Here is a 13,759-nt window from a genome sequence, read left to right on the forward strand (position 1 = left end):
GGCCCCCGGTTGGTATAGGGTGCGTTCCAAACGATCTCGGGAAAACTTGAGGCCATGAGCAGGATCATCTTTTGCATTGCGCTGCTCTGGGCGCTGGCCGGTACGGCCGTCGCGCAGGACTTCAGCGCGCTTGCCCGTGTGCAACCGGACCAAAGCCGGATTGTCGATACCGGGCGCGCGGGTATTCGCGTGGACATTGGCCTTAGCCAAGGTGTGCCATATCGCATTTTCACATTGCGCGATCCCTACCGGATGGTGCTGGATTTTCAAGAGGTTGACTGGACCGGTTTGACCCGAAAGCAGTTCCTGAAATCCAAACGCGTCAGCGACGTGCAATTCGGCGCCTATGTGCCAGGATGGTCCAGACTGGTTCTGGATCTCGGCGCCCCGATGGCTGTGGAATCGGCGAACCTGAAGATTGACGAAGGGTCAGGTTCAGCGCTTCTATCGCTTTCCCTTAAAGGTACGGATTTCGACACATTCAATGCCACTGCGGGTGCGCCACGCAATCCGGGCTGGGATTTGCCCGAACCGGCGGTGACCAAGCAGGTCCGGCCGCGTGATGGGGACCGTCCGCTGCGCGTGATGCTGGACCCAGGCCATGGCGGGATCGATCCGGGGGCCGAATTTGGCGGGATCGACGAAAAAACAATGATGCTGACTTTTGCCCGGGAACTGCGAGAGCTTTTGTTGCGATCAGGTGGGTATGAGATCGTGTTGACGCGTGTCGAGGACCAGTTTGTTTCGCTCGAACGACGCATCGCATTGGCCCATCGGGCCGGGGCGGATTTATTCATTTCACTTCATGCCGACTCGTTGTCCGAAGGGCAGGCGCATGGCGCTGCGGTTTATACTCTGTCCGAGGATGCCTCGGACGTGGCCAGTTCAAAACTTGCTGAGCGACACGATCGGGGCGACTTGATTTCGGGGATCGACCTGAACGGCGCGGATGATCAGGTGGCCGATGTACTGTTGGATATTGCGCGCCAGGAAACCAAGCCACGCACGGATGCGCTTGCCAGGGCGCTGGCCAATGGCATGGCGCAACAGGGCGGGCCAATGAATCGCCGCCCCCTGCGCAAAGCCTCGTTTTCTGTGCTAAAAGCGGCCGATATCCCGTCGGTTCTGGTTGAACTTGGGTTTCTGTCCAGCCCTCGCGATCTGAACAACCTCAAAGATCCTGAATGGCGTGCGAAGATGGCATTGGGGATTTATCAGGGTTTGGAAGACTGGCGTCAGCAGGACCTGGTCCGGCAATCTCTGATTGGTCAGTGACCTGACGACGCAAACCAGCTAGAATATGCTTGTTGTTTTGACCCTTGAGCAGCGCGACACTATATAGGCGGCAGCGCGAGAAAAAGGCAGTAACGTGATCCGGTTCATTCTTTCGATTTTTGGGGCTATTTTCAGCCTTGTTACCTTGGGTATCTTCATGGCTGCGTTGGTTGTAGGCGCGGTGTTCTGGATGTACGGGCGCGATCTGCCCAGCCACGAGTCGCTGGCACAATACAAGCCGCCGACAATCAGCCGTATCTATTCCGGCGAGGGGCAACTGATCGACGAATTTGCGCAGGAACGCCGCTTGTTCACGCCGTCCGAAGAAATCCCGGACCTGGTGAAACAGGCATTCATTTCTGCCGAAGACAAGAATTTCTACACCCATCAGGGCTATGACCCGCGTGGCATTATTGCGGCCGGCGTCGAAGCTGTCCGGTCTAAAGGCGAAACTGTTCGCGGTGCATCGACCATCACCCAGCAGGTGATGAAGAACTTCCTGCTGTCTGGTGACCGCCGGGCCGAACGCAAGATCAAGGAAATCATCCTCGCCACGCGGCTTGAGGATACGCTGGACAAAGAACAAATCCTCGAACTTTATATGAACGAGATTTTTCTGGGCCAGAACTCCTATGGTGTAACGGCTGCGGCACAGACCTACTTTAACAAAACTCTGCAAGAGCTGGACCCGCATGAGGCCGCAACACTCGCCGCGATGCCCAAAGCGCCTTCTGATTACCATCCGGTTCGGCAAAAACAGCGCCTTCTGGATCGCCGAAATTATGTTCTGCGCGAGATGCGCCAAAATGGTCATATCGATCAGGCGACCTTCGAAGTTGAGGTCGACCAGCCCTTGCGCTCGGTTCAGAATGGTGACTTCGAAAGCTTCCGCACTGCACTGCCGCCCCGGGATTACTTTACCGACGAAATCCGCCGCCAGCTGAGCGAGGATTTTGGCGAAGGTGAATTCTTCACTGGTGGATTCACAGTACGTGCTTCGGTCGATGAAGAAATGCAGGTCGAAGCCGCCCGGTCTCTGCGTGAAGCCTTGCAGAAATACGACCGCTCTCGCGGCAAGTGGCGCGGAACTGGCGAAGTGATCGCCGAAGAAACCTTGGCAGACGAAGCGCAATGGCGAGAAGCACTGTCCATTATGGAGATCCCGCGCGATGTGGTTCTGCCGACCAAGTGGTATCCGGCGGTTGTGATGGATGTTGCGGAACAATCCCTGACGGTCGGGATTGAAGATGGTCCGGCAGATGGCGTCATCCCGCGTTCCGACATCAAGTGGATGCAGGGCGATTTCGCAGCGAATTTCAAACGTGGTGACGTGATACTCGTCGTCGCCGGGGAAGAGGGTCAATGGTCCGCCCGACAGGTACCCGAAGTGCAGGGCGGCTTTGTCGCGATGGACGTGAACTCGGGCCGTGTTCTGGCGATGCAAGGCGGGTTCTCGTATCAGGACACGGTGTTCAACCGGGCCACGCAGGCGCAACGCCAGCCGGGGTCAAGCTTTAAGCCCTTTGTCTACGCGGCTGCGTTGGATAGCGGATACAGCCCCGCGACCATTGTGGTGGACGCTCCGATTGAAGTGAACACGCCGCAAGGCCTGTGGCGGCCCAAGAACTCTTCCAACAAATTCTACGGCCCGACGCCACTGCGCACCGGGATCGAACAATCGCGAAACCTGATGACCATTCGACTGGCGCAAGAGGTGACGATGCCCGTTGTCGCCGGGTATGCGGAACGGTTCGGTGTCTACGACCGTATGGGCGCGTTTCTGGCCAACTCGTTGGGGGCAGAAGAAACCACCTTGTACAAGATGGTGGCTGCCTATGCGATGTTCGCGAATGGTGGCGAGAGGGTTGAGCCCACATTGGTTGACCGTATTCAGGATCGGTTTGGCAAGACAATCTATCGGCACGATGATCGTCAGTGCCTGGACTGCAATTCTAACTGGCTGGAACCGGATGAAGCCCCGACGATTGAGACCAACCGTAGCCAGGTTATGGATGCCGTCACTGCGTATCAGTTGACGTCCATGATGAAAGGCGTCGTAGATCGCGGAACAGCCTCGAGTGTTGTCAATCTACCGGTTCCTACCGCCGGCAAGACAGGCACGACAAATGAATCGAAGGACGCCTGGTTTATCGGATTTACCTCAAACATCGTGGCGGGTTGCTACATCGGGTATGACCGCCCGCGCCCGATGGGGCGTGGCGCATACGGTGGTACATTGTGCGGACCAGTCTTCCAGAGCTTTATGGAACAAGCCGTGGAAAAATACGGCGGCGGTCCCTTCGACGTACCGCCGGGCGGGCGTTTCATAAAGATCGACCGATTCAGCGGCGCGCGTCTGCCTGACAACGCCAGTGGCGACTATGTTGTGGCCGAGTATTTCCGCGATGGCGTCGATGGCTTCATTGACCGGATCTACGATGGTGGTTTTGCCATCGGATCTGACCTGCCGCTGTTCGAAGAGGTGCAGCGCGCGGGCGTTGAGGTGCAGACATCTACCGGTGAGACTGTGACCGTCGGCCCCAAAGCTACGCAAGGCGATCTGTCGACTGGCGGGCTTTATTGATCGGCAGCCTTTAACAGCAGGCGCAACAGATCGGCTTCGGCATCTTCGGTGACGAGGCCGCTCGCTCGCCAGAACATCGACAAAGCGCATTTTGCAGCTGCCCATTTTGCCAGGCGCTGGCGCGGTACAGCCATCGCATCAGCATAGAGTGTCAGACACTGTTCTATTTGCTGCGTTTGGCGAACAAGGCCTTTCATGCCTTTGGGATGACGCAGCGCATTTGCCAGCTCAAACGCGGAATCTCCCAGATATCCCTTGGCATCTATCGCGCGCGGTCCGGTTTGGGTCTGAATGACGTTGTCATGATGCAGGTCCCCGTGCAGTGGAACTTGCACGGTTTGCTTATCCAATAGATCGCGGGCCAAGCTGATCGCTCGTTTCATATCCTTTGCCAAAGAGGCGGGGCACGTCTTGGCAAATCGGCACTCAAACAGTGGGGCAAATACTAGGGCCAGAGGCTTCAATCCAGCGCAGTCAATCATTGGACGGTGGTGCAGACAGCGCGCCGTATCCGCCAAGCTTTGAACCGCTTTGTCCGGCTGCCCGGATCGTGCAATGTCGCCAACGGTCGGCCCGTCCAACCACTCCATCAGCACTGCGTTTTCGGCAACTTCAAGAATTCTGACAGCCCCGCGATCCCGCCATGCGGATAACAATTGGGTCCCCGGCGCCTCGTTCCCGCGGTCCGCCCGGCGATACAGTTTGAGCGCCGCGTGAGTTCCATCCGCTTGCTGCACTTTCCAAACCCGTGCAGCGCCGGTATCTGCCACGACGCCAAGCGGGATAAGTGCCCATCTGTCCAGAAACTCTTGTGGTGCGTCTTGCATTCACGCCTCGCCTGTCTTGTGGTGCCTCGCACCTCTTGCTATCACGCAGGCCTGATTGAGCAAGTTGGGACCATACCATGCGCGCCGAAACCCAGAATATCGTGGCGGAAATCGAAAAGTCGCTAGAGCTGTTGGCGCAGCGCATGGACTATGAAACCGCACCGCACCGGTTGGAGGAATTCAACGCGCGTGTTGAAGATCCCAATTTGTGGGACAGCCCTGAAAAGGCGCAAAAACTGATGCGCGAGCGCCAGATGCTTGTGGATGCAATTGAGACCTACGAGTCGATCAAAACAGATCTCGGTGACAATATCGAGCTGATCGAACTGGGCGAAATCGAAGAAGATGAAGAGGTCGTCCAAGACGCCGAAGGGGCCATCAAAAGCCTACAGCGAAAAGCGGCCAAGAAAGAGCTTGAGGCTCTGTTGGACGGCGAAGCAGACGGAAACGATACCTTCCTTGAAATCAATTCGGGCGCGGGCGGTACTGAAAGCTGCGACTGGGCCTCGATGCTGGCGCGCATGTATGTACGTTGGGCCGAGAAAAAGGGATACACGGTCGAGCTGCAATCCGAGACCTCGGGCGAAGAGGCGGGGATCAAATCGGCAGCTTACAAAATTTCGGGCCACAACGCGTATGGCTGGTTGAAATCCGAAAGCGGTGTGCACCGCCTGGTGCGCATCTCGCCCTTCGACTCGGCGGCCAAACGGCACACGTCGTTTAGTTCTGTCTGGGTCTATCCCGTCGTGGACGACAATATCGAGATTGACGTGAACCCGTCTGACATTCGTATCGATACCTACAGGTCCTCTGGCGCGGGTGGTCAGCACGTCAACACCACAGACTCGGCGGTGCGGATCACGCACATTCCGACTGGGATCGTGGTGACCAGCTCTGTCAAATCGCAGCACCAGAACCGTGACATCGCCATGAAGGCCTTGAAATCGCGCCTGTATCAGCAAGAGCTGGATCGCAGACACGCCGATATCAACGCAGCCCACGAGGCTAAGGGTGACGCGGGCTGGGGCAACCAGATCCGGTCTTACGTTTTGCAGCCCTATCAGATGGTCAAAGATCTACGGACCAACCACGAAACGTCGGACACCAAGGGCGTGCTGGACGGAGATCTGGATGAGTTCATGGCGGCGACACTAGCGCTAAATGTGGCTGGCAAAAGTCGCTCCGAGGCGCAGGGCGAAGGCTAATTGCGCCAGCGTCTGACCTTTGCCGCAAACCTGATCACAGGCCATTGGCAGTTGATCGCCATTGTCGCAACCGTGTTCTTGTTGTGGAACACGCCGTTCATTCTTCCACTGAAGATCCTTGTTGTCTTCCTGCATGAGCTTTCGCACGCTTTGGCTATTGTTCTGACCGGCGGCTCTGTCGAAAGCTTCTCGGTATCGCCCCAGCAGGGTGGTCTTGTGATCGGGCGGGGCGGCAACCGGTTTGTAAGTCTGTCTGCTGGATATCTGGGATCGCTCTTACTTGGAATGGGCCTACTGATCATCGCCTTGCGCACAGATATGGACAGGGCCGTGCTTGGCGTGTTCGGCGGGGTCATGTTGCTTGTGACGCTTCTTTATGTCCGCGATCCCTTTGCCATGGCTTTCTGCGCGGGTTTTGGTGCAGTTATGCTGGGTGCTGCTTGGTATATGAGCCGCAAGCTCTGTGATCTGGTACTACGAGTTATCGGGTTGACCAGCATGATCTACGTTCCGTCTGATATCTTTGACGACACCATAAGGCGCGCCGGTTTACGCTCGGATGCGTACATGCTGGCCGAAGAGTTTGGCGGAACAACGTTGATGTGGGGCGGGTTATGGTTGGTCCTCAGCTTTGTCATGATCATCTATTGTCTACGCTATATGCTGGGCCGCGACAGCAATCTGCGGTTTGACATCCGCGCCAGGTAGCCAAAACTCTCAGAACAGTGTGTTCGATTGGCAGGGTGAAAGATACATCCAAACTACGGGTTTAATTGGGTTAAAGCCCCGGCTAGGCTGATCGCAACAACAGAAAAGCCACATCCGCTGAGGCCCCAATGACCCTAACCCAGACCTCTGCAACTGCATTGCTGTCGGAGATATGCGCCAGTCGATTGTCGGCATCGGAATTGATGCGCGCGACGTTGGACCGGATCCAAGCCATCAACGGTGAAGTTAATGCGATCGTGGCATTGCGCAATGAAGATGACCTGATGGCCGAGGCCAAAGCTATGGATGCCGCGCCAATCAAAGGCGCATTACACGGGCTGCCGATTGCGGTCAAAGATCTGGTCAATGTCGCAGGGGTTGTGTCATCGCAAGGGTCCCCGGTTTTTCGCGACTTCGTACCGCAAAAAGACGATCTGATAGCAGCCCGAATGCGACAGGCCGGGGCGATCCTGATCGGCAAGACAAACACGCCTGAATTTGGACTGGGGTCGCACACGTTTAACCCGGTCTACGGTGCCACACGAAATCCATATAACAGCGCACGGACCTGCGGCGGGTCGTCCGGTGGGGCAGCGGTTGCGTTGGCGACCGGTATGGTCGCTCTGGCCGATGGGTCTGACATGATGGGCAGCCTGCGCAACCCAGCAGCCTGGAACAACGTCTATGGATTTCGTCCAAGCTGGGGGCGGGTCCCGCCCGAGCCTGTGGGCGATGCGTTTCTGCATCAACTGTCGACGCTTGGTCCGATGGCGCGTAGCCCCGAAGACCTGGGCGTGCTTCTGGATGTGATTTCAGGCCCCGATTCACGTCTTCCTCACGTTCATCACAGCGACGCTGTCTCGCCCGTCCAGGCTGCCGATTTGAAGGGGATGCGAATTGGATGGCTTGGGGATTGGACGGGCGCATTCCCGACCGAGGCGGGCATTTTGGATGTTTGCGAAACTGCGTTGGACGTTTTCGAAAACCTGGGCGCATATGTTGACCCGATAGCGGCGCCATTCGATGCCGAACAGATCTGGGACAGCTGGATCACGCTGCGATCCTGGAGTGTCGCGGCGGGGCTGGAACCATTGCTGGAACAACGGGCATCCTTGAAAGACACCGCAATATGGGAGCTGGACCGAGGCCTCGCCATGACAGCGATGGATGTTCACCGCGCCAGTGCTATCCGATCCGATTGGTTCAGGCGGGCAGAAGAGTTGTTTCGCGACTATGATGCATTGGTGCTACCTTCGGCTCAGGTGTGGCCATTTGAGATCGAGGTGCCTTACCCCACCCAGATTGCGGCGCAGTCGATGGACACTTACCACCGGTGGATGCATGTGACTTCGCCGGTAAGCTTGCTGGGCTTGCCCTGTCTAGCGGCACCTGCTGGCTTCGGATCCACCGGGTTGCCAATGGGCCTGCAAGTGTTTGGCCCGCGCGGTGCGGATGCAAAACTGCTTTCGATTGGTGCAGCTTATCACGCCGAAACCCAGTGGCCGCAAAAACATCCGGCAATGATTTAGCGCTATAAGGGAGTAGGAACAGAACATGGAAAAGCCGTTTGGTGCTCCACAGATGCGGCCGGTAGATGCGCAGATGCTGCGTGTATCCCTGCGGCAGGCCTGGGCTGACTTTCTGCGTGCGCCACAGTTTGGTTTGATCTTTGCTGGCTTCTATGTGCTGGCCGGTTGGGCAATCGCGTGGATCACGGTTCAGACAGGAACGACCTATTGGTTGGTTCTCGCTGCTATCGGGTTTCCGCTGATCGGTCCGTTTGCGGCAGTGGGTCTATACGAGGTGTCGCACCGGCTGGAGCAGGGCGAACCGCTTGATCTAAAGTCGATTTTCGGTGTCGTTTTCCAGCAAAGCCGCCGCCAGTTGCCCTCGATCTGTGCCATCATAGTGGTGATGTTTCTGTTCTGGTTCTTTCTCGGTCACATGATTTTCGCATTGTTCATGGGGCTGTCGACAATGACGAATGTGTCCTCGTCGATTGATGTGTTTCTGACACCCAACGGATTGACGATGCTGGCGGTCGGAAGCGTTGTTGGGGCGGTGTTTGCGACCGTGCTTTACATGCTCACTGTTCTGTCGATCCCAATGCTATTGGATCGGGAACTGGATTTCGTCACTGCGATGATCTCAAGCTTTTCGTACGTCTCTGCCAATGCGCCCATTATGCTGGTCTGGGGGGCGTTCATTGCTTTGCTGACATTCGCGGCAATGGTGCCGTGGTTTTTGGGGTTGCTGGTCATTCTGCCCCTTTTGGGACACGCTAGCTGGCACTTGTACCGTCAGATTGCGCAAGGCAGCGACGAGGATTCACAATAACGGGTGATCAGGTGGTACGAGCCTCGGCCAATAGCGAACTGGTTTTCGAGGCACCGCAGTTTGATTTCCGCGCGGTGTCGAGCACCGCAGCCGTGTCCGCGTCAAGATGCTTGAGAACAACAGGCATAGGGCTTTGTGCCGAGGAAGGTTTGGTCACTGTGCCAAACCATCGGGTGGCATCACCTTCCAGGTCACGGGTCACCAAATAGACACGGCTGTCTTCCCCGTTGCGGCGCGATATCAGTATGTAAATGTGATCGTCGGCGCACACGGCAAACCCTTGTCTCTCGCGCGCCAAAGGCGGGGCATCGGGCATATCTCTGCGCGCGGTAAATCCGCGCAAAAGCGTGCATTGCGGCAGATGTCGCGCGTAAAGAAGACTAAGCTGTCGGTTGGATGATTCACCTTCAGTGACTGCATAGAAGCCCGGCGAAAGCGTATTTCTGTCATTTGCCTGAACACCCGACGTCAGAAAACTGGTCAGGGTGGTTAAAGTGCGGTTTTGATCCAGCGCCGGGATATCATCTATAGGCTTCAGCAGAATTCGGGCATCGACATTAAAGAACCTGCAAATCCGGTCGAGAACTTCAGCTCGAGGCACGCTTTCGCCAAACAGATACCTGTTGAACTGGGTGCGATTGACACCCAACTGACGACACAAAGCCGCAACGGACGGGTAGTCCTGTGTCAGCTGCCTGAGGTTGGCGCCAAACATGGCGCGCAATTCAGCAGGGCTGCGAGTGTTGTTCGTCATATTCGTCCCGGGCATTGGTCAATGCATAGTGCAAAAACGACAGCGTTGACCCGCAGGCCGCACGCATATCAAGAAATCGTACAGATGACCCCAAGCAACGTTTCCCCACGTCGCGTTGCGGCATCGAAGCTAGCGACCCGGATGGCAAACGCAAGAGGCTCGACGTGAAAATGTGCGATCTTTTGGATGAAGAAGTCGGGTTATTGAAAGTCTAACGCGCAAAACCGATGGATTGCGTTGGAATTCCAGGTGCAATGCCACCCGGAGTTATCCCCGCCCCAGTCTTTTATGCAATCTAGGGCAGGGACGACTTTCGATCAGTCGCCACGCAGCAGGGCGGCGACTCCGGTGCGGGCAATTTCTGCAAGGCCTAAAGGGCGCATCAGGTCGGCAAAAGCATCGATCTTGTCCGGCGCGCCGGTGATCTCAAAAATGAATGAGTTCAGCGTGCTGTCTACTACGTTGGCACGGAAGATATCGGCCAGTCGCAGCGCCTCGACCCGTTTGTCGCCGTCACCCACCACTTTGATGATAGCCAATTCGCGTTCGACCGACGAACCCTCGACCGTCAGATCATGCACATCGCGCACCGAAACAATGCGGCCAAGTTGAGCCTTGATCTGTTCTATCACCTGCGGCGTGCCGGTAGTGACGATGGTAATACGGCTCAGGTGGCCGGTATGATCCACCTCGGCCACCGTCAGGCTCTCGATGTTGTAACCACGGCCCGAGAACAAGCCGATAACACGGGCCAGGACACCCGGTTCGTTCTCGACAAGAACCGCAATGGTATGGCGTTCCTGTACGTCCGAGAAGGTTGGCCGTAGATTGTAGGCCGAATGGCGTGTGGAGCCTTTTTTGATATGTAGGGCAGACATTTATGTCCCTTTCATCATCTTGCGTGTGTCGGTGGCAGCAAGCCCCGACAAAAACCTCAAACCAGAACCGATCCCTTGGAATCGATCACACCCTGCGTCTCGGCCTCTCCCAACAGCATCTCGTTGTGCGCTTTACCTGACGGGATCATGGGGAAGCAGTTCTCGTGCTTTTCGACGAGGCAGTCAAAGATCACCGGGCCGTCGTAATTGATCATCTCCATGATCGCATCGTCCAGATCAGCAGGGTCGGAACACAGGATCCCCTTGGCTCCGAACGCCTCGGCCAACTTGACGAAATCGGGCAGGGCTTCGGACCAGCTGTGCGAATAACGCTCGCCATGCAGCAGTTCCTGCCACTGGCGCACCATGCCCAGACGTTCGTTGTTCAGGATAAACTGTTTTACCGGCAGACGATATTGAGCTGCAGTGCCCATTTCCTGCATGTTCATCAGCCACGACGCCTCACCAGCCACATTGATCACCAGAGCATCCGGGTGGGCCATCTGCACCCCGATTGAGGCGGGGAAGCCATAGCCCATGGTGCCCAGCCCTCCAGATGTCATCCAACGGTTGGGATCTTCGAAGCCAAGGTACTGCGCGGCCCACATCTGATGCTGACCAACTTCGGTGGTGATGTACCGATCGTGCTTTTTGGTCAGTTCCTCAAGCCGTTCCAACGCATATTGCGGTTTGATAGTCTTTTCGCTGTTGGTGTAAGCAAGGCAGTTCACCTTGCGCCATTCAGCAATTTGACCCTGCCACAGCTTAACGTTCGCGGCATCCGTTTTGCGGCCGCGCGCTTTCCAGACCTTCAGAATATCCTCAAGCACATGACCCACATCGCCGACAATCGGGATGTCCACACGGATCACTTTGTTGATCGAGCTTGGGTCGATATCAATATGCGCCTTTTTCGAATTGGGCGAGAACGCATCGATCCGTCCGGTGATCCGGTCATCAAACCGCGCCCCGATATTGATCATCAGGTCGCAGTCATGCATCGCCAGATTGGCTTCATAAAGACCATGCATGCCCAGCATGCCCAGCCAGTTCTTGCCTGAGGCCGGATAGGCGCCCAGACCCATCAGGGTCGAGGTGATCGGGAATCCGGTTGCATCCACCAACTCACGCAGCAATTGGCTGGCCGCGGGGCCGGAGTTGATGACGCCCCCGCCGGTGTAGAAGACGGGTTTCTTTGCGGTTTCAATTGCGGCAACCAACTCGGTGATCTCTTCCAGATCACCTTTCAGAACAGGTTGGTAGTGTGAGCTTGACGGCTTTGGTGCGCTGTATTCACCATTTGCAAACTGCACGTCCTTTGGAATGTCGACAAGAACCGGGCCTGGGCGGCCCGAGGTTGCAACATGGAATGCCTCATGCATCGTTGTGGCCAGTGAATCCGTGTCCTTCACCAACCAGTTATGCTTGGTGCAGGGGCGGGTGATGCCAACGGTGTCTGCCTCCTGAAAGGCGTCCGAGCCGATCATGAAGGTGGGCACCTGTCCGGTCAGAACGATAATCGGGATCGAATCCAGCAAAGCATCTGTCAGGCCGGTCACCGCGTTTGTGGCACCGGGACCAGAAGTCACAAGCGCGACACCCGGCTTGCCGGTTGAACGGGCATAGCCTTCGGCGGCGTGAACCGCGCCCTGTTCGTGACGCACCAGAATGTGACGGATGTCGTTTTGCAGAAAGATCTCGTCATAGATCGGTAGGACGGCGCCACCGGGGTATCCGAATACCGTGTCCACGCCCTGATCCTTGAGGGCCTGAACTACCATCTTTGCGCCGGTCATCTCACGTGTCATCTGCTTTGCTCCGTTCGCGACATGTGTCTTGCGTTTGACAAAAAAAAGCCCCCGATCATTCGGAGGCGCATGGGTTCGATTATGGTTTACCGTTACCGGCCCATGCGCGTGTTTCCTACGATTACGACTAGCGTTCTCATCGCCAGAGGCTCCTTTTTGCTTGGGAGGGACATTATGGGCGAGCGAAAGGGGCGTCAACAGGCAATTGCGCCAATTTTCTAACTTGAGGGCGGGATTTTGCGACATTTTATTGCGCAAATTGCCGAATGATCGGAATATCCGGGAAAATTTAGGAAAAAATAGCTCCGTGTGCGGTTTTTTTGACTTGTCCGAAAGCGTCAGGCCGGTGTCCAAAACTGGCATGATTTGAGATCTCTGCTGCGTCACGCTGACCCTGAGAGCGCAAACACGGGAGGCGGCGTATGCTACACGATTTAGTGGATCTTGGACGGTATCCGATCGATCGCCCGGATTCGCCGGCGTATGACCGGATGATCGAGGATTTGCAGCGCGAGCTGGGTCAGGATGGATGTGCTGTGATGCCTGGCTTTGTACATCCGCAGGGGATTGAACTGTTGGTCAGCGAAGCAGAAGCCGTTGCGCCCATGGCGCATCGCTCATTCAATCGCACCAATGCTTACTTCACCAAGGACGATCCGAGATTTGGCGTGGGTCATCCGATCCGGCGGTTTTATGACCGTTCAAACGCTTTTGTCCCTGCTGATAATTTTACCAAGTCCGGTCCCTTGCGGCGGATCTATGAATTCAAAGGATTTCTTCGCTTTATCCGAGCGGCATTGGGGGAACCGGCCGATCGGTTTTTTCGATATGATGACCCGCTTGCGGATGTGATTGTCAACGTGGTTGAAGAAGGGCAGGGGTTTCCCTGGCATTTTGACACCAACAATTACACCGTGACGCTGGCCATCCAGAACGGTGAGGCAGGCGGGGCGTTTGAATATGCGCCCAATTTGCGCACATCCGAGGATGAGAATTTCGACAAGGTCGCATCGGTTTTGGATGGCAATGGGGCCTTGGTTCGGCGCCTTGAACTGCAACCGGGGGATCTGCAGATATTCAGGGGCCGTTATTCTCTGCACCGGGTTGCGCCGGTGACGGGTAAGCGCTGTCGGTATGTCGGCATATTCTCGTTTGTTGAAGCAGAAGGGATGTGCGGTGGCATTGAACGGACCCGGCAACTTTATGGGCGTGTCTTGCCGCACCATCATGCCCGTGAAGGGATGCGTAAGGATCAGTTGCTGGATTGAGAGGCGTCGGCATGTAACGGCGTTTCCAAGCGGCGGGGCTCGGATGCCAAGGCTATTGCAGCTCACGCCGTTTATATACTGCAGTTCATTGAAGGCGCAGATCGATTTTTACTTC

The 13,759-nt window shown here is 56.3% G+C and carries 11 protein-coding genes; 7 read left to right on the plus strand and 4 right to left on the minus strand.

Annotation, left to right across the window (positions count from 1 at the left end; all coding sequences use genetic code 11):
* The first annotated feature begins 54 nt into the window (after positions 1–54).
* Both Q1B21_RS06535 and Q1B21_RS06540 read left to right on the plus strand, forming a co-directional pair.
* Complete coding sequence (locus Q1B21_RS06535; RefSeq protein ID WP_299887338.1) at positions 55–1,275, plus strand: N-acetylmuramoyl-L-alanine amidase; 1,221 nt, start codon at positions 55–57, stop codon at positions 1,273–1,275.
* Between the two features lie 94 nt (positions 1,276–1,369).
* Complete coding sequence (locus tag Q1B21_RS06540) at positions 1,370–3,859, plus strand: penicillin-binding protein 1A (protein WP_299887341.1); 2,490 nt, start codon at positions 1,370–1,372, stop codon at positions 3,857–3,859.
* Here Q1B21_RS06540 and Q1B21_RS06545 read toward each other — a convergent pair.
* Positions 3,853–4,686, minus strand: a complete 834-nt coding sequence (locus Q1B21_RS06545; RefSeq protein WP_299887344.1) for an aminoglycoside phosphotransferase family protein — start codon at positions 4,684–4,686, stop codon at positions 3,853–3,855. The genes Q1B21_RS06540 and Q1B21_RS06545 overlap by 7 nt on opposite strands.
* A gap of 77 nt (positions 4,687–4,763) precedes the next feature.
* Here Q1B21_RS06545 and prfB point away from each other — a divergent pair, with 77 nt between their 5' ends.
* The 4 genes from prfB (at position 4,764) to Q1B21_RS06565 (ending at position 8,936) form a co-directional block, all read left to right on the plus strand.
* The gene (prfB, locus tag Q1B21_RS06550) at positions 4,764–5,891 is read left to right on the plus strand and encodes a peptide chain release factor 2 (protein WP_299076004.1); all 1,128 of its coding nucleotides are present in this window, start codon (positions 4,764–4,766) and stop codon (positions 5,889–5,891) included.
* A complete protein-coding gene (locus Q1B21_RS06555) occupies positions 5,892–6,599 on the plus strand; it encodes a M50 family metallopeptidase (RefSeq protein WP_299887347.1) in 708 nt (235 codons plus the stop codon). It begins immediately after the preceding gene.
* A 128-nt stretch (positions 6,600–6,727) separates the two neighbouring features.
* Positions 6,728–8,128, plus strand: coding sequence for an amidase (locus tag Q1B21_RS06560; protein ID WP_299887350.1), 1,401 nt, complete (start codon positions 6,728–6,730; stop codon positions 8,126–8,128).
* Between the two features lie 25 nt (positions 8,129–8,153).
* A complete protein-coding gene (locus Q1B21_RS06565; protein WP_299887353.1) occupies positions 8,154–8,936 on the plus strand; it encodes a DUF2189 domain-containing protein in 783 nt (260 codons plus the stop codon).
* 7 nt (positions 8,937–8,943) lie between these two features.
* On the opposite strand, the gene Q1B21_RS06570 is transcribed toward Q1B21_RS06565, so the two are convergent.
* The 3 genes from Q1B21_RS06570 to Q1B21_RS06580 form a co-directional block, all read right to left on the minus strand.
* Positions 8,944–9,690: a helix-turn-helix domain-containing protein gene (locus tag Q1B21_RS06570; protein ID WP_299887356.1), complete on the minus strand. Its 747-nt coding sequence runs from the start codon at positions 9,688–9,690 to the stop codon at positions 8,944–8,946.
* A 317-nt stretch (positions 9,691–10,007) separates the two neighbouring features.
* Positions 10,008–10,568: an acetolactate synthase small subunit gene (ilvN, locus tag Q1B21_RS06575; RefSeq protein ID WP_298936014.1), complete on the minus strand. Its 561-nt coding sequence runs from the start codon at positions 10,566–10,568 to the stop codon at positions 10,008–10,010.
* 56 nt (positions 10,569–10,624) lie between these two features.
* The gene (locus Q1B21_RS06580; protein ID WP_299887360.1) at positions 10,625–12,376 is read right to left on the minus strand and encodes an acetolactate synthase 3 large subunit; all 1,752 of its coding nucleotides are present in this window, start codon (positions 12,374–12,376) and stop codon (positions 10,625–10,627) included.
* A gap of 422 nt (positions 12,377–12,798) precedes the next feature.
* Between Q1B21_RS06580 and Q1B21_RS06585 the strand changes: the two genes are divergently transcribed.
* Entirely contained in the window at positions 12,799–13,644 is an 846-nt protein-coding gene (locus Q1B21_RS06585) for a hypothetical protein (RefSeq protein WP_299887362.1), read from the plus strand.
* Positions 13,645–13,759 lie beyond the last annotated feature (115 nt).

This window comes from uncultured Ruegeria sp. (genome assembly GCF_947504215.1).
In the GTDB taxonomy this organism is placed as follows: domain Bacteria; phylum Pseudomonadota; class Alphaproteobacteria; order Rhodobacterales; family Rhodobacteraceae; genus Ruegeria.

Excerpts from the sequence above, each read along its gene's own strand:
- Q1B21_RS06535 (WP_299887338.1), top strand. The coding sequence starts at position 55 with ATGAGCAGGATCATCTTTTGCATTGCGCTGCTCTGGGCGCTGGCCGGT.
- Q1B21_RS06545 (WP_299887344.1), bottom strand. The coding sequence starts at position 4,686 with ATGCAAGACGCACCACAAGAGTTTCTGGACAGATGGGCACTTATCCCG.
- prfB (WP_299076004.1), top strand. The coding sequence starts at position 4,764 with ATGCGCGCCGAAACCCAGAATATCGTGGCGGAAATCGAAAAGTCGCTA.
- Q1B21_RS06560 (WP_299887350.1), top strand. The coding sequence starts at position 6,728 with ATGACCCTAACCCAGACCTCTGCAACTGCATTGCTGTCGGAGATATGC.
- Q1B21_RS06565 (WP_299887353.1), top strand. The coding sequence starts at position 8,154 with ATGGAAAAGCCGTTTGGTGCTCCACAGATGCGGCCGGTAGATGCGCAG.
- Q1B21_RS06570 (WP_299887356.1), bottom strand. The coding sequence starts at position 9,690 with ATGACGAACAACACTCGCAGCCCTGCTGAATTGCGCGCCATGTTTGGC.
- ilvN (WP_298936014.1), bottom strand. The coding sequence starts at position 10,568 with ATGTCTGCCCTACATATCAAAAAAGGCTCCACACGCCATTCGGCCTAC.
- Q1B21_RS06580 (WP_299887360.1), bottom strand. The coding sequence starts at position 12,376 with ATGACACGTGAGATGACCGGCGCAAAGATGGTAGTTCAGGCCCTCAAG.
- Q1B21_RS06585 (WP_299887362.1), top strand. The coding sequence starts at position 12,799 with ATGCTACACGATTTAGTGGATCTTGGACGGTATCCGATCGATCGCCCG.